15 protein-coding genes and 1 tRNA gene are annotated in these 15,028 nt (G+C 72.0%); 10 read left to right on the forward strand and 6 right to left on the reverse strand.

Annotated elements, in window-relative coordinates:
• Positions 1–48: 48 nt before the first annotated feature.
• A complete protein-coding gene (locus ABT160_RS13045; protein WP_351647045.1) occupies positions 49–1,068 on the forward strand; it encodes a sugar phosphate isomerase/epimerase family protein in 1,020 nt (339 codons plus the stop codon).
• A 37-nt stretch (positions 1,069–1,105) separates the two neighbouring features.
• Here the strand turns inward: ABT160_RS13045 and ABT160_RS13050 are convergent, their stop codons facing one another.
• Positions 1,106–2,389, reverse strand: coding sequence for a DUF2254 domain-containing protein (locus tag ABT160_RS13050; protein WP_351647046.1), 1,284 nt, complete (start codon positions 2,387–2,389; stop codon positions 1,106–1,108).
• A 240-nt stretch (positions 2,390–2,629) separates the two neighbouring features.
• Here ABT160_RS13050 and ABT160_RS13055 point away from each other — a divergent pair, with 240 nt between their 5' ends.
• Both ABT160_RS13055 and ABT160_RS13060 read left to right on the forward strand, forming a co-directional pair.
• Positions 2,630–3,094 (forward strand): hypothetical protein, encoded by a 465-nt coding sequence (locus ABT160_RS13055; RefSeq protein WP_351646927.1) that lies wholly within the window; start codon positions 2,630–2,632, stop codon positions 3,092–3,094.
• A gap of 88 nt (positions 3,095–3,182) precedes the next feature.
• Positions 3,183–3,270, forward strand: a tRNA-Leu gene (locus ABT160_RS13060).
• Between the two features lie 312 nt (positions 3,271–3,582).
• On the opposite strand, the gene ABT160_RS13065 is transcribed toward ABT160_RS13060, so the two are convergent.
• Positions 3,583–3,759 (reverse strand): DUF397 domain-containing protein, encoded by a 177-nt coding sequence (locus tag ABT160_RS13065; protein ID WP_351646929.1) that lies wholly within the window; start codon positions 3,757–3,759, stop codon positions 3,583–3,585.
• Entirely contained in the window at positions 3,752–4,627 is an 876-nt protein-coding gene (locus ABT160_RS13070; RefSeq protein WP_502984219.1) for a helix-turn-helix domain-containing protein, read from the reverse strand. Before ABT160_RS13070 ends, ABT160_RS13065 begins: the two co-directional genes overlap by 8 nt.
• A 192-nt stretch (positions 4,628–4,819) precedes the next feature.
• Between ABT160_RS13070 and ABT160_RS13075 the strand changes: the two genes are divergently transcribed.
• The 6 genes from ABT160_RS13075 (at position 4,820) to ABT160_RS13100 (ending at position 8,137) form a co-directional block, all read left to right on the forward strand.
• On the forward strand, positions 4,820–5,083 hold the full coding sequence (locus tag ABT160_RS13075) for a hypothetical protein (RefSeq protein ID WP_351646931.1): 264 nt from the start codon (positions 4,820–4,822) through the stop codon (positions 5,081–5,083).
• Positions 5,080–5,307, forward strand: a complete 228-nt coding sequence (locus ABT160_RS13080; RefSeq protein ID WP_351646933.1) for a hypothetical protein — start codon at positions 5,080–5,082, stop codon at positions 5,305–5,307. The genes ABT160_RS13075 and ABT160_RS13080 overlap by 4 nt, the downstream gene beginning before the upstream one ends.
• 207 nt (positions 5,308–5,514) lie before the next feature.
• The gene (locus ABT160_RS13085; RefSeq protein ID WP_351646934.1) at positions 5,515–5,649 is read left to right on the forward strand and encodes a hypothetical protein; all 135 of its coding nucleotides are present in this window, start codon (positions 5,515–5,517) and stop codon (positions 5,647–5,649) included.
• A gap of 5 nt (positions 5,650–5,654) precedes the next feature.
• Entirely contained in the window at positions 5,655–5,843 is a 189-nt protein-coding gene (locus ABT160_RS13090; RefSeq protein ID WP_351646935.1) for a hypothetical protein, read from the forward strand.
• Between the two features lie 174 nt (positions 5,844–6,017).
• On the forward strand, positions 6,018–7,097 hold the full coding sequence (locus ABT160_RS13095; protein ID WP_351647047.1) for a rod shape-determining protein: 1,080 nt from the start codon (positions 6,018–6,020) through the stop codon (positions 7,095–7,097).
• A complete protein-coding gene (locus ABT160_RS13100) occupies positions 7,091–8,137 on the forward strand; it encodes a rod shape-determining protein (protein WP_351646937.1) in 1,047 nt (348 codons plus the stop codon). Before ABT160_RS13095 ends, ABT160_RS13100 begins: the two co-directional genes overlap by 7 nt.
• Before the next feature lie 142 nt (positions 8,138–8,279).
• Here the strand turns inward: ABT160_RS13100 and ABT160_RS13105 are convergent, their stop codons facing one another.
• Entirely contained in the window at positions 8,280–10,517 is a 2,238-nt protein-coding gene (locus ABT160_RS13105) for a lectin-like domain-containing protein (RefSeq protein WP_351646938.1), read from the reverse strand.
• 329 nt (positions 10,518–10,846) lie between these two features.
• Complete coding sequence (locus tag ABT160_RS13110; RefSeq protein WP_351646939.1) at positions 10,847–11,470, reverse strand: RraA family protein; 624 nt, start codon at positions 11,468–11,470, stop codon at positions 10,847–10,849.
• Between the two features lie 481 nt (positions 11,471–11,951).
• Between ABT160_RS13110 and ABT160_RS13115 the strand changes: the two genes are divergently transcribed.
• Entirely contained in the window at positions 11,952–14,009 is a 2,058-nt protein-coding gene (locus ABT160_RS13115) for a phosphocholine-specific phospholipase C (protein ID WP_351646941.1), read from the forward strand.
• A 44-nt stretch (positions 14,010–14,053) separates the two neighbouring features.
• Here the strand turns inward: ABT160_RS13115 and ABT160_RS13120 are convergent, their stop codons facing one another.
• Positions 14,054–14,980: a cation diffusion facilitator family transporter gene (locus ABT160_RS13120; protein ID WP_351646942.1), complete on the reverse strand. Its 927-nt coding sequence runs from the start codon at positions 14,978–14,980 to the stop codon at positions 14,054–14,056.
• Positions 14,981–15,028 lie beyond the last annotated feature (48 nt).

Consider the following 15,028-nt stretch of genomic DNA (forward strand, 5'->3'; position numbering starts at 1 on the left):
ACCAAGGCGGCCGACGCCGAGCTGGGCCATCGGCTCAGCAGGCGCGGCATGCTCGGCGTCGCCGCCGGGACGACCGCCGCCGCGCTCCTGGGCGCCGCCGCCCCGGCCACCGCCGCGACCCCGGCAGCCCCCGCGGCCGACGGCGCCCGCACCGAGTCCCGCGGCGGCGGCCACGGCCACGGCCGGCCCGTGCTGCCGCCCGGGCGGCTGGGCATCCAGCTCTACTCGCTGCGCGACAAGGTCGCCACGCTCGGCTTCGCGCCGGTCTTCGCCGAGCTCGCCAGGTACGGCTACGACGAGATCGAGTTCGCCGGGTACGGCCAGGGCTCCGCGGGCCCGATCACGCTGGCGCAGCTGAAGGCGCTGGCCCGGGACCACGGCCTGACCCCGATCGGCAGCCACGTCGGCTACTACGACGACGCCAACCCCGGCGCGTACACCTTCGCGCAGAACCTGGAGAAGGTCCTCGACGACGCCCAGGCGCTCGGCCTGAAGCACATCGGCACCGCGTCGGGCCCCTGGCGCTACGGCGCCACGGTCGACGGCTGGAAGCGCTGCGCGGAGGACTTCAACCGCTTCGGGGCCGCCGCGCGGGCCCGCGGGATGAGGTTCTACCAGCACAACCACGCGGAGGAGTTTTCCTTCGCCACCGACCGGCCGCGCACCCGGCTGTACGACGTGCTGCTGGCCGAGACGGACCCGTCGCTGGTCTACCTGGAGATGGACATCTACTGGGCGTACGTGGCGCAGTTCCGGTTCGGCAAGCGGGCGGACGGCAGTCCGGCGCGGTTCGACCCGCTGGCGTACGTGCTGAAGCAGCCGCACCGGTACCCGCTGTTCCACGTGAAGGACGGCGAGCACGACGCGTCGGCGACGGACGGGTACCGGATGACGGACGTGGGGGACGGCGACATCGACTACCAGCGGTTCATCTCGGCGGTGAACCGCACCCACCGGGGCCGCCGCGACCACCACTGGCAGGCCGAGCACGACAACCCGGTGGAGTCGTTCGCCTTCGCCCGCAAGTCCAGCGCGCACCTGCACGGACTGCGCGAGAAGGACTGCTGAAGGCCCTGATGGTGGCGTGAGGGGCCCGGCGGGTGCGTCAGCCGATGCCCTGACGGTCCGGTTCCAGGGCGAAGGCGCGTTCGGCGGGCTCGGCGACCGTGCGTTCCACGGCCCGCACCAGGAGCGTGCGGTGCCGCAGCAGTGGTTCGCGGCGCCCGGACAGTTCCCCGGGGAGCAGGGCGAGCAGGTCGTCGATGCCGGCGAGGAGCCGCCGTGTCACCTGCGGCTCCGCGCCGGCGCAGAGCCGGATCTCGGTGAGGCCCAGGTCGACCAGGTCGGTCCAGGTGGGCACGTCCTGCACCAGGCGAACCTCGCCCGTCCCGTCGAGGTGCCGTACGGCGCCGAGCTCCCAGGGCGCCACCGCCGCCAGGATCTGGAAGATCCGGTCCAGGCTCTGGACGGCGGTGGTGGGGTCGTTCACGGCGGGGGAGAGGGCCCGCTGCCCGATGTCGGCGAGCTGACGCAGCCCGAAGCCGAGGTCCTGGTGGAAGGTGCGCTCGACGCCGACGGAGATGGAGTGCCGTAGGACGCGCAGCGGCGGCACCCTGCCGCCGTGCACGGTGAGCAGCGGGGTGCCGGGCATGACGAAGTCCCCGATGCGGGGGACGAGCCGGAGTACGACGCCGTGCTTGCGGGCGGCGCGCACGAGCCGTGCGATGTCGACGTCGCGCAGCACTCCGGACTGCCCGTCGTGGACGACCTGGCCGGTGACGTCGGGGAGCGGGGCGGCGCCGGCGTAGTTCAGCGGGTGCCTGGCGAGCACCCGGAAGCTCTCCGCGGTGATCCGGTGGACGACGTGGCCGACCCGCATGAGCCGGAGGGTGGAGTTCACGTACGCGACGAAGAGCAGCAGGCTCAGCGCGACCATCGGCAGGGTGAGCAGTGACTGGAAGAACGGCACGCTGTCCACGCGCTCCGGCTCGCCCTCGCCGTCGTACGCCGTCAGGACCAGCAGGGACAGCAGGAAGGTGGAGAGGAACACCGCGAAGGTGGCCTTGGTGATGCGGCTGCGGACGAAGATCCGTACGACCCGTGGCGTGAACTGGCCACTGGCCATCTGTACGGCGACCAGCGAGATGCTGAAGACGACACCGATGAAGGTCATCATCGCCGAGCTGATGGTGGTGACGACCGTCTTGATGTCGTCCGCGATGCCCATGAGCTGGCGGATCTGGTCGTAGTCCCGATCGTCGCGCAGCGCGTCGAGCAGGAACGCGTCGAGGCCGTAGGCAAGCCACCACAGCAGGAACACGGCGGCCATCGCGGCGACGGGCGCGAACCAGAAGGTGTCCCGTAGGTGCTCGCGCAGCGGCGAGAGCATGCGGGGAGGGCGGTAGGAGGAGGTCGTGAGGCTCACGCGGCGCAGGGTAAGGGCGGGGGACCCCTGGGGGACGGACGACGCCCCGTGGCTCTCAGGTCGTACGTCCATTGGTCCTCCGGACGTACGAGGGGGAGGGGTGCGGGCGCCGAGGATGGAAGAGCGGAAGGGACACCGGAAAACCGGCCCCTCACCCCCTGTTCCGCCTCCCCGCTGCTCCCGTACCGAAAGGCCACCGCACCCGTGAACCGCAAGACCGTCGTCCTCGCCACCGTGTCCGTAGCCGCTGCCGCCGTCTTCGGCGCCACGATCGCCGTCCCCGCGGCGCAGAGCTGGTTCGACGGCCGTCACGACCAGTACGACAGCTATGCGTCCGGCACCGCGGCGAAGGACGCCCGGGCGTCGGTGCCGCGCTGGCTGCCGGACGACGCGGGGCGCGTGGAGTACGGGATGAAGACGACGGGCGGCGACCGCATCCTGACCGCGAAGCTGGCCTCCGCACAGCTGCCGAAGGGCTGCACGCCCGGACAGCCGGCGAAGGCGCTGGGCAAGCCCGCGCTGAACGCGTCCTGGTTCCCGTCCTCGGCCCACGAGAAGGCGGCGGCACGCTGCGAGCAGTACTACGCGTACCTGGACGGCGACACTCTGCACGCATGGCAGTACAACGACGACTGGATCGCCTCGAACAAGGCGACGCCGGGCACCTGACCACGTAAAACGCGGGTGAACGGCACCTCGAACCCCTGGTAGAGTTATCTCTGTCGCCACGGGGAAAACCCGGAGCGACAGACACCTTGTCCGGGTGGCGGAATGGCAGACGCGCTAGCTTGAGGTGCTAGTGCCCTTTATCGGGCGTGGGGGTTCAAGTCCCCCCTCGGACACCAGCGAAAACCCCAGTTGATCTGGGGTTTTTTGCGTTTCTGGGCGGTGACGTGACCGGCTGTGTGACCTACGGCCCGGCGATCTTGCCCTGGACCGGGGCGGGGGTCGGCGAGACCGGGTCGGCCCACGCTGGACGCCGCCGGCTTCCGTGCCGCGTGCTTCCGGCTGTGCCCGTAGCGGGGCACGGCGTAGCCCGGCGAGTGGGGCCGGATGCTCGCGGAGCCCTGCACGGGGTTCTTCCCGGCCTCGTAGACGACCAAGCCCCCGCCCGGAACGAAACGGGCGGGGGCTTGTCTGCTTGAGGCCGCCAGGGCTCAGCTCTTCAGGCTGTCCACGAACGCTTGCCAGGCAGCTTCGCTGGGGGCCAGGGTCGGCCCGTTGGGACGCTTGCTGTCCCGGACGGGCACCAGGCCGGGAACGCGGTCCTGGACCTCTACGCAGTTGGAGTTCTGGTTGCTGTAGCTCGACTTGCGCCACGCGGGCTTAGGCATAGCTTCCTGCCGTTTCCGTGATCAGTTCGGTTGACTCATGCGGAGAGAGCGCTGCGTCCCAGATCGCCTGGAAGCCGTCTGCGTACTCTCGGGTCTCCCGTTCCTTGTCCAGATAGAGCGCGCCCGTGTAGCCGTCACAGTAGACAGTTCGCGGTTCAGAGGGCACGCCGTTTAGTCCTGGCGGGAACTGAAGGATGGTGAAGGCCCCCGTCATGACGCCAGGGTGAAGGCCGGCGCCGAAGGGGACGACGCGGATGTCCACGTGATCCATCTGGCTGGTTTCAAGCAGGTGCTGTAGCTGATCACGCATGATCGTTGGGCCGCCGATCACCCGCCTCAAGACAGTCTCGCTGAGGACGACGTTGAACGTCGGTGCCCCTTTGGGGCGGGTGAGCAGGGCTTGACGTTGCACTCGGAGGCTGACGCGAGCGTCCAAAGAGCCGTTGTCCTGATGGTCGGCCTGCATGATCTGCTGGGCGTAGTCGGCCGTCTGCAAGAGCCCTGGGACCAGATCGGTCTCGTACGTGTCCAGTTGGGAGGCCGCCGCCTCGAGCCCGATGTAGAGGTCGAAGCCCTCCGGGATGACTTCACCGTAGGCATGCCACCACCCTTTGTCCTTGGTGGTCCTGGCGAGCGCGCAGAGGGCTTCCGTCAAGTCGCCAGGGGCCTGGTAGATCTCGCACATCGCCTTGACGTCCAGGCTGCGCAGAGGGGTCTTGCCCGTCTCGATGCGCCAGATCTTCGTCTCTGACCACTCCAGATACCGGGCGGCGGCGCGTGTGGTCAGCCCGGCCTTGGCGCGTAACTCCGCCAAGTACCGCCCTAACTGACGACGCGGGACTGTTGAACCCGCCCCCTGATCTTCCACCGTCATGACAGGGCCTCCCTGGTCTTTCAGTATGAAGGACTGTGGGTCTCCGAAATGAAAGCAGTCGGGGGCACGCTTTGCAATGCACCCCTACTTAGTGCTTGGTTCGTGGTGAAAGCTTGCACGGCGCAATGCGCCGAGCCATCGTGGGAGCCAGTCGCCTTACCTCAACTGCCCTCCCATGAACGGCTGGTGAGCACCCCCATGCCTGACGAACGACACCGCGCGCAGGACAGTGACTGGACGCCTGTTGAAGGCCAGTTGGCCGTGGACGGCAAGGGGTACCTGGGCGTGGTCCACAGACTCTTCGAGGGCAGCGCCTACCTGCGAACGGTCAGCAAGGCAGGGCCGGGTTCCCTGGAATGGGCCGTGCCGCCGAACGAACTGAAGCAGCCTGCGGAGGGGCAACTGCCCGCGTGGGCGAGAAACCGCGAATGGGCCGGGAGGCGGCCGTGAGCGCCCTGGCATGCTCCAGGTGCCCGCTGGAAGCCCCCGCGCTGGTGGTCCTGGTGGAGCCCGGTGACTCCCCGTTCACGGATGCTCCCCAACCGACCGGGGACGCGCACTGCGACGTGTGCCGGGCTCTTCGGCGCCAGCGGGCCTACGCGCGCGGTGTCCAGGACTGGGGCGCCATCAGCGCCGCGAACACCGAGCTGGCCGCCCACTCGGAGCACCAGTGAACAAGCGCCTGATGCGCGCGTTCATCGTCGGCGCCGCGCTGGCCACCTGGGCACTGTGCGGCTACGCGCTGACCGCCCGGCGCTGACCCCCAGCCCCGCGTGCGTGATGACTGTGGGCCCCGATTGCGGCACACCCTGAGTTCAGGGACCTGTCCGCAGAGCTGTGCCGCAGCCAGCGCACCCTACTGATCACTGAGGCGGGGCACTATGGGGAAGAAGACCACAGACGAGTGGGACCCGGACGAGCACCGCGACCAGGCGACCGACCCGGACACCCGCGTCTCGCAGAACGGCGACGTCCACAGCAGCATGGCTGACGGCGACGACCGCGAGGGAAAGTAGGTCCGATGGTCCACGGTGAGCACCTGGCGCAGGATCTGCACCGCGATCACGGGTTCGTGCACGTCGGCCGGACCCAGGATGGCAAGGCGCTGGTCATGCGCAAGGGCGACGCGTGGACCGTGGTCCCTCTCCGGCTCCTCACCAACGAAGCCGTGGACGCGATCAAGGCCAAGGCGGGAATCACCCTGGTCTAGACGGACCAGTGACAGGCCTCCCTCCGGGACGGCCCTCCCACCGGCCAATACGGGTGACTCCCGTCCCCCGCCCGGAGCACCCCGGCGGGCGGCACGGCGGGTGGGGGACCAGGGTGGGCGTCACGGGCGCGGCGGTAGCCGGGCCGGCAGGTGAGGGAGAACCCCGTGACCCACATGATTGGACCGCTGCGCCACTGCACCCTGGCCATCGACCCCGGAACCACCCGCACCCGCGTCTGGCTCAAGGGGTCCGGCCTGGTGGTGGACGAACCGAGCCTGGCCGCCGTGGACATGCGTACCGGTGAGCTCATAGCCGCCGGCGCGCTCGCCGCCCGGATGGCCGGGCGCACCTCCGAGCACATCCGCGTCACCCGGCCGTTCAGCGGGGGAGGCATCGACGACGCGACGATGGGCGCCATGGTGCTCCGTACGCTCCTCGGTGACCGGCTCGGTGAGCGCATACGCACCGTGTGGCGGCGCCAGGCCCGTCCGCGTGCCGCCGTCGCCGTGCCGTACGGGCTGGGGCCGATGCCCCGGCAGGCCCTGCTGCAGGCGTTCGCCGGGGCCGGTCTGAGGGACGTGGAGTTCGTCGAGGCCCCGCTGCTCGCCGCCGTCGGGTCCGGGCTGCCGGTGCAGCACCCCGAGGCCGCCATGGTCGTCATCTGCGGCGCCACCCTCACCCAGGTCGCGGTCCTGTCGCTCGGCGGAGTCGTCGCCGGTGAGGTCATACCCGTGGGCGGTGACCACATGGACCAGGCGCTCTACGAGCACCTGCGCCACTGTCACGAACTGATGCTGCCCCACCAGGGGCTGCTCCCTCTGCACGGCGCCCTCGTGGAGACCGCCGGGCAGCGCCCCCGCGGCCACGCCGAGGTGCACGGCAAGGACGTCACCAGTGGTCTCGCGCGCTCCGTACGGCTGGGCACCGAGGAGTTCGAGCAGGCCCTGCGCGAGCCGCTCGCCGCCGTCGTCGGAGGCATCGGCCGTCTGCTGCGCGGCTGCCCGCCCGACCTCGTCGTCGACATAGCCGAGCGCGGCATCGTCCTCACCGGCGGCAGCGCCGTCGTCCCCGGACTCGAAGCCCTGCTCGGCGAGGCGACCGGCATGCCCGTGCACGTCGTCGAGGAGCCCGAACTCGCCGTCATCCGGGGCCTCGGCACCCTCATCGAGAGCAGTGAACCGCCGCGCGGCCCGGCCGAGGACGCCGAGGAGCCCCGTACCGACTCCGAGCTCGTGGAGGGCCGCTCATGCTGACACCCGACGCCCTGGGCCGCCTCCAGCGCTGCTCCATCGCCGTCGACCTCGCCACCGACCGGGTGCGGGTCCACCTCAAGGACGGCGGCCTCCTCGTCGACGTCCCCACCACCATCGCCCTGCACCGCAGCCACCGCGACGCCCTCGCCTTCGGGGAGCGCGCCGAGCAGATGGTGGGCCGCGAACCCGACCACATCGAGGTCGTCCGGCCGATCGTCGGCGGGATGGTCGTCGACGTGGACCTGGCGCAGCGGCTGCTGCGCTACGCCGTCGGCGGTCAGATGCGCTGGGCACGGCTGCGCACCCCGCTGCTGCGGGCCGCGCTGGCCCTGCCGTACGACAGTCCGCCGGTGGCCTGCCGCAGCGCGGTCGAGACGCTGTACGGGATCGGGGTGCGCCGGGTCGAGCTCGTGGACACCCTGATGGCCGCCGCCATCGGCTCCGGGCTGCCCGTGCAGCACCCCGAGGCGTCGATGATCGTCCTCACCGGCGCGGACACCACCCAGATCGCCGTGCTGTCGATGGGGTCGGTCGTGGCCTCCGAGACCGTCCCGGTGGGCAGCGACGCGTTCGGACGGTCCATCGCCGAGTACTTCCGGGTCCGCCACGGGGTCGCCCTCACCCAGCAGTCCGTGCACGGACTGCTGAAGGTGTTCGAATCGGAGGGCGGCGCGCCGAAGTTCGGCTGGGAGGTCGACGGGCGTGATCTGGCCAGTGGGCTCGCGCGGACCGTACGGGCCGATCCGGACTCCGTGCGCGAGGCGACCACCACACCGCTCAGCGAGGTCCTCGCCGGGGTCGGCGAGGTGCTCCGCAACTGCGCGCCCGACCTGGTCGTCGACATCGCCGACCGGGGGATCATGCTGGCCGGCAGCGTCACCCGGCTGCCGGGCCTGGACACGCTGCTGCGGGAGGCGACCGGGCTGCCGGTGCACACCGCGGAGCGGCCCGACGAGTGCGTGGCGCGCGGCATGGGGCTGATGATCGAGGGGAAGGGCCCCGACCTCGCGGTGACCGGAGGGCAGTTGCTCTGGCGTTAGGGGAACGGCGTGGAAACGGGACGGCTGTACGTGACGCGACCGTGCGGCCCGCGGCGGAGATCCCTCCGGTGCGGGCCGCACGGTGTTGAGCGGTGTGTTCAGTGGTGCGTTCAGCGGTGTGTTCCGTGGTGTCGCGTACGGGTCACGGCAGCAAGGCCGTGTCCTTCGCCGCGCACTCGTTCTCGCACGCCGTGTCCTGCGCCAGCGTCGGCGGCTCCACGCGCACCTCGCTGACCACCTGGCGGTGCGGCGGGACGCCGGTCATCGTGTAGACGACCTCGCCGCCGCCCGCCACGATGTCCGCCGTGGTGTCCAGCGGGCCCCGCCCGGCCGCCTCGCCGCAGCGGCTGGGCGCCTTGGCGCGGCAGGTCCACGGCAGCTCGGACAGTTCGTCCGGGGCGTCCTGCTCGATGCGGGTGCCGATCGCGTCCGAGGGGCCGTTGTTGCGGACCACCGTGGTGTACGTCAGCCGTTCACCGGGCCGCGGCGGCTCCGGGCTGTGCCAGTGGCGTACGGCCAGCGCGGTGCGCACCGAGCCGGAGGCGACGGCGTCCGCGTCGCAGCCCTCGGCGCAGTCCTCGTCCAGCGCCAGGTTGGGCGGCACCACGCGCGCGGTGGAGCCCAGCGGGGCGATCACGGACGGCGGGACCGTGCCGGTCGCGGTGAACGTCAGCCGCGACGCGGCGGGCAGGTCCACCTCCTGGGACAGCACCGGACCCGGACGGGTGCTGGGGCAGGCCGCCCCGCCCGTCGCCTCGCAGGTCCAGCGCACGCCGGTCAGCTGGTGCGGCACGCGCGCGGTGACGCGCGCCCCGCGGGCGCGCCCGGGGCCGTGGTTGCCGACGCTGACGGTGTACGTGATCGGGCCGCCCGCCACGTACGGGTCCGGGGCCACCCTGTCGGTGATCCACAGTCCGACCCGGGAGACCACCGGCACCGGCAGCACGACGGCGTTGTCGCGCGGGTCGGTGTCGTCGTCGGTCGTGCTCAGGCCGACCTGGACGGGGAGCCGTCCGGCCGCGTCCGGGGGCGTGCGCAGGTCCACGACGACCGGCGGGTAGGCCGTGCCGGGGTCCAGCCGGTCGGTGGGGGAGCCGGGGCGTTCGCAGCCCACCCGGGCGCCGGTCACCTGGCACGTCCAGCCGGAACCCGCCGCGGAGACGGGTTCGAGGCCGGGCGGCAGTACGGCGCGCAGGGCGGTCCTGCGGGTGTTCGGACCGGCGAACGGCCGGTTGGCGACGGTCAGTACGAGCTTGCCCGTGCCTCCGGCGACCAGCTGTTCGGTGACCGCGGAGGTGACGTACAGGTCCGGCGGGAGCTGCTCCACGCGCAGGTTGCGCACCTCGTGGATCGCGGTGCTGTCACCCGTACTGGCGGCGAAGCCCAGCTTGAAGGTGTCCGGCAGTGCGGGCTGTCCGGGCACCGCCTTCAGGTCGACGGGGCCGAGGAGCGCGCGGTAGCCGGCGCCGTCGTGGAAGTCGGCCTCGACGGTGAGGACGGCCGCCGACGACAGCCGTACGCGCATCGTGCGCAGGGCGGCCGCGCGCTGCTTGGCCCTGGCCAGGGACAGCGGCTGGACGAGGGTGCGGGTGCCGGTCAGGTAGGGGGCGCCGATGCCGGTCGCGCCGCGCAGGGCGACCGAGTTGGGGCGCTGTCCGGGGCCGCCGCGGCCGCCCCACTCCGGGGTGGAGAAGTTGCCGAACTGGTCGAAGCCGAGGCCGATGTAGCCGCCCTCCAGGCCCCGGTAGCCCAGTGAGCCGCCGGTGAGGGCGGGGCGGCGCGGGCGGACGGAGCCGTCGACGAGGAAGAAGCTGATGCCGTCGGCACCGCGCGCGGTGCTGGTGTCGTACTGGAAGGTGTCGAACGTCGCGGAGATGCCCTGGCGCGAGGTGAACGGGCGGTCCAGGAAGACGTAACCGCTCTGCATCCGCGTCTTGTTCGTCAGCCGCAGCACGCCGCGGCCCGGCTTGTCCAGGGGGGTGCCGGGGCAGGCCCGCAGGGGGCCCTTGCGGCCGCTCGCCGCGGTCAGGCAGGCGAAGCCGCTGCCCGGGTCGCCGGGGCCCGAGAGCCAGGCGCCGGAGGGCACGGTGGGGCCGCCGAACGACTCGGCGACCAGGGCCGGGCGTTCCACGGCCGGGCGTTCCACGACCGGGCGGGCCCCCGGGCCGTGCGGCCCGTCGAGGGCGCCGGCCGGGGGGCCCGCCGCGAACGAGCCGACGGCGAGGCCCGCCGCGGTGCCCGCGGCGGTGAGGCTGCGCCGCAGCCGGCGCCTGAGGCGCTGGCGGGCACGGGCCGTGGACGCGTTCCTGCCGATCCTTCGGCGGGCCCGGCCGGCGGACGGGCCGCCGCGCGCGTCGGGTGAACTGGAGTCGACCGCCATGCGGTTCTCGCTCCCTTGCTCCTCGTGTGTACGCCCCGCAGCGGGGCGTGCCTCTCCCCCGGACGGAGCGCGGCCCTGTGGAGCAGAGCAGAACGGGGAGGGGGGAAGCCAAGATCATTAAGCCCATGAAATGGCAATCGTTTCCCTCAGGCTCGGCGGGTCGGCGGCCGAAATGCTGCGGACAGGTGCGCGCCGACCGGATGAAGGCCCGTGCGGGAGCAGGGCGGTGCGCGCCCCAGCTCAGAGGGTGTGCGGCCCGGCGCGGACGGTGCGCTGTCCGGCGCCGATGGGTGCACTCACTGTCCGGCGCGGACGGTGCGCTGTCCGGATCAGTCCGTGACGCCCTTCGCCCGCAGGATCTCGTCGATACGGGCCCGGTGCGCGCGCTCCCAGTCGTCCAGGGTCTCCGCCTCCTCCTTGGCGAGCTTCGCGCGGGCCGCGGCCAGCACGGCGGCGGCCTCGTCGCGGGGGACGGCGACCACGCCCTCCTCGTCGGCCACCACGACGTCGCCCGGGGCCACGGTCACCCCGCCGCAGCGCACCGGCTCGTTCAGCGGGGTGACCTCGGCCTTGGCGCCCGGGACCGGGATGACACCGCGCGCGTACACCGGGAAGCCCAGCGCCCGGACCTCGGCCAGGTCGCGGATCACGCCGTCCAGGACGAACCCGGCGATGCCGCGCCGCTGGGCGACCGCGCACACGTTGCCGCCCGCCAGCGCGTAGTCGGTGTCACCGGACTCCACCACGACCACCGAGCCGGGGGCGGCCCGGTGGATCGCCGCGTGCAGCATCAGGTTGTCGCCCGCGGGGCAGCGCACGGTGAACGCGGGCCCGGCGACGCGCGGCCCGCCGGACCACAGCGGACGGACCCCGACGTCCATGACCCGGCCGCGCCCGAGCAGGTCGGCGAGCGTGGTCGTGGGGATGGCGCGGAACTCTGCGGCGTCGGTCACGTGACCCTCCTGATGGTCTGTGCTGCGTGCTCTGTACTGCCTGGTCTGTACATCGTGGTGTGCTGCGTGGTGCGTACCGCGGTGTCGTCCGGCCGTGCGACCCGGATGTGCGATCCGGCCGTGCGACCCGGATGTGCGATCCGGCCGTGCGACTCGGACGCGCGACCCTACCCCGGGCCCGCCCGCTGCCCCGGAGCGAGCCCCCTCCCGCCCACCTCCCGCCCACCTCACCCCCGCCCCGGACCTTCCCCGTGGCCGGAAGTACTCGGCGGATCCGATCACGACATGTCCGGGCATCCCTTGGACGATCACCCCGGGCAGCCGCCCCCGCCAGGGGCTTCCCACCGGGCCGCCGCGGTTCCTTCGCCGGCTGTACGGCAGCCGGTCACTGCGGCGAAACGCACTCTTCCGGGGCGCTCGCTCTCCTTGGAACACTCCACTTCGCTTCTGTCCCCACACGTCTGCAGAGGTCACCCCAGCCATGTCCGAGGTCAACCGCCGTCGCTTCATGCAGCTCGCCGGTGGCACCGCCGCGTTCGCGGCGATGTCGAGCAGCATCGCCCGGGCCGCCGCCGTCCCCGCCGTGAGCGCCACCGGCACCATCCAGGACGTCGAGCACATCGTGGTCCTGATGCAGGAGAACCGTTCGTTCGACCACTACTTCGGCTCGCTCAAGGGCGTGCGCGGGTTCGGTGACCCGCGTCCCGTGACCCTGCCCAGCGGGAAGCCGGTGTGGAACCAGGTGGGCGGCGGCAAGGAGGTGCTGCCGTTCCGGCCCAAGGCAGACAACCTGGGGATGCAGTTCATCCAGGACCTGAACCACGACTGGGCGGGCGGCCACAAGGCGTTCAACAACGGCAAGTACGACCAGTGGGTGCCCGCGAAGACGGCCACCACGATGGCGTACCTGACGCGCGAGGACATCCCCTTCCACTACGCGCTCGCCGACGCCTTCACGGTGTGCGACGCGTACCACTGCAGCTTCATCGGCTCCACGGACCCCAACCGCTACTACATGTGGACCGGTCACACCGGCAACGACGGAACCGGCGGCGGGCCCGTCCTCGGCAACGACGAGGCGGGGTACGGCTGGACGACGTACCCCGAGCGCCTGGAGCGGGCCGGGGTGTCCTGGAAGGTCTACCAGGACGTCGGCGACGGCCTGGACGCGGCCGGGGGCTGGGGCTGGATCAACGACGCCTACCGCGGCAACTACGGCGACAACTCCCTGCTGTACTTCAACAACTACCGCAACGCCAAGCCCGGTGACGCGCTCTACGAGAAGGCCCGCACCGGCACGAACATCAAGAACGGCGGCGGCCTCTTCGACGTCCTGCGCGCCGACGTCAAGGCCGGCCGGCTGCCGAAGGTCTCCTGGATCGCCGCGCCCGAGGCCTTCACCGAACACCCCAACTGGCCCGCCAACTACGGCGCCTGGTACATCTCGCAGGTGCTTGACGCGCTCACCTCCAACCCGGACGTGTGGGCGAGGACCGCGCTGTTCATCACCTACGACGAGAACGACGGCTTCTTCGACCACGTGGTGCCGCCGTTCCCGCCGTCCTCGGCCAACCAGGGCCTGTCCACCGTCGACGCGTCGGCCGACCTGTACAAGGGCGGCGCCTCCTACGCGGCGGGCGCCTACGGCCTGGGCCAGCGGGTGCCGATGCTGGTCATCTCGCCCTGGAGCAAGGGGGGTTACGTCTGCTCGGAGACGTTCGACCACACCTCGATCATCCGCTTCATGGAGAGCCGCTTCGGGGTGCGCGAGCCCAACATCTCCCCGTGGCGCCGCGCGATCTGCGGTGACCTGACGTCCGCCTTCGACTTCTCCCGTACGGACGCGGGACCGGCCGCGCTGCCGTCGACGGCCGCCTACCAGCCGCCGGACCGGGTCAGGCACCCGGACTTCAAGCCGGTGCCGCCCGCCACGGGCGCCATGCCGAAGCAGGAGCGCGGCTCGAAGCCGACCCGCCCGCTGCGGTACGCGCCCGTGGTGGACGGCGCGGCCGACGTCTCGACCGGGAAGTTCTCGCTGGCCTTCGGCGGGGGAGCGGCGGCCGGCGCCCAGTTCCTGGTCACCTCGCCGAACCGGACCGACGGCCCGTGGACGTACACCGCCGAGGCGGGCAAGAGCGTGTCGGACGCCTGGAACACCCAGTACTCCGGCGGGGTCACCGACCTGACCGTGCACGGCCCCAACGGCTTCCTGCGCTCCTTCCGCAACCCGGGCAGGACGGCGGGCGCCGAGGCGCGGGCCCGGCACAACGGGACCACCGGCAACCTGGACCTGACGTTCACCAACGCGGGCACCGCCGACGCGTACCTCACGGTCGCCGGCGCCTACGGCGGCGCCCCGCAGACCTTCACCGTCCGCCCCGGCGCGACCGTCAACCACACGGTCGACCTGCGGGCCTCGGGCCGCTGGTACGACGTGACGGTCACCGCCCAGGGGGTGGCGGACTTCCGCCGCCGCTTCGCCGGGCACGTGGAGACGGGCGCGTCCGGGGTGAGCGACCCGGCGACCCTGACCGTCTGAGTCCGACTCCGACTTCCAGCCGCAGGGCGGCGGGGCGGCACGCCCTACGGGTGCAGCGCCCCCTCGCCCTCGGCGTGCCCCTCCGGCTCCAGCTGGAGCGTGGAGTGGGCGACGTCGAAGTGGTCGCCCAGGCACGCCTGGAGGCGGCGCAGCAGATGGCCCTGGTCCTCGCCGCGCAGCGTGGCGTCGTCGACGACGACGTGCGCGGTGAGGACGGGCATCCCGGAGGTGACGGTCCAGGCGTGCAGGTCGTGCACGGCCACCACGCCCGGCTCGTCCAGGAGGTGCGCCCGGACCTGGGTCAGGTCCATGTCCTGCGGGGTGGCCTCCAGGAGCACGTGCACGGCGTCGCGCAGCAGGCCGTAGGCGCGGGGCACGATCAGCAGCCCGATCACGATGGACGCCACCGGGTCGGCGGCCTGCCAGCCGGTGAACAGGATGACCAGGCCGCCGACGATCACCGCGACCGAGCCGAGGGCGTCGCCCAGGACCTCCAGGTAGGCGCCGCGCAGGTTCAGGCTCTGGTCCTTGGCGTCGCGCAGCAGCCACAGGCCCACCGCGTTGGCCGCCAGGCCGACCAGCGCCACCAGGAACATGGTGCCGCCCTGGACCTCGACCGGTTCGCTGAACCGGCGGATCGCGGTGATGAGCACCCAGACGAAGATGCCGACCAGCAGCAGCGCGTTGAGCACCGCGGAGAAGATCTCCACGCGGAAGAAGCCGAAGGTGCGCCGCGGGGTGGGGGCCCGCTGGGCGAGCGTGACGGCGCCCAGCGCGAGGGAGACGCCTACGGCGTCGGTGAGGCTGTGCGCGGCGTCGGCGAGCAGCGCGAGGCTGCCGGACAGCAGCGAGCCGACGACCTGGAACAGCGTGATGGTGACGCTGATCCCGATCGTCCACAGCAGCCGGTTGCGGAACGAGCCGCTGAGCGTTCCGGTGGCCGCGGACGGCGGCCCGTGGTCGTGCCCCATGCCGCCAGTCGAGCACAGGGCGTGACCGCCCGCTACTCGGTGCGCCCG

This window comes from Streptomyces sp. NPDC001941 (genome assembly GCF_040296945.1).
GTDB lineage: Bacteria > Actinomycetota > Actinomycetes > Streptomycetales > Streptomycetaceae > Streptomyces.

Coding starts and splice junctions, on each gene's coding strand:
- ABT160_RS13065 (WP_351646929.1), bottom strand. CDS start 3,759: ATGCCTAAGCCCGCGTGGCGCAAGTCGAGCTACAGCAACCAGAACTCC.
- ABT160_RS13095 (WP_351647047.1), top strand. CDS start 6,018: ATGATTGGACCGCTGCGCCACTGCACCCTGGCCATCGACCCCGGAACC.
- ABT160_RS13115 (WP_351646941.1), top strand. CDS start 11,952: ATGTCCGAGGTCAACCGCCGTCGCTTCATGCAGCTCGCCGGTGGCACC.
- ABT160_RS13120 (WP_351646942.1), bottom strand. CDS start 14,980: ATGGGGCACGACCACGGGCCGCCGTCCGCGGCCACCGGAACGCTCAGC.
- ABT160_RS13100 (WP_351646937.1), top strand. CDS start 7,091: ATGCTGACACCCGACGCCCTGGGCCGCCTCCAGCGCTGCTCCATCGCC.
- ABT160_RS13045 (WP_351647045.1), top strand. CDS start 49: ATGCTCGGCGTCGCCGCCGGGACGACCGCCGCCGCGCTCCTGGGCGCC.
- ABT160_RS13090 (WP_351646935.1), top strand. CDS start 5,655: ATGGTCCACGGTGAGCACCTGGCGCAGGATCTGCACCGCGATCACGGG.
- ABT160_RS13050 (WP_351647046.1), bottom strand. CDS start 2,389: ATGCTCTCGCCGCTGCGCGAGCACCTACGGGACACCTTCTGGTTCGCG.
- ABT160_RS13085 (WP_351646934.1), top strand. CDS start 5,515: ATGGGGAAGAAGACCACAGACGAGTGGGACCCGGACGAGCACCGCGAC.
- ABT160_RS13105 (WP_351646938.1), bottom strand. CDS start 10,517: ATGGCGGTCGACTCCAGTTCACCCGACGCGCGCGGCGGCCCGTCCGCC.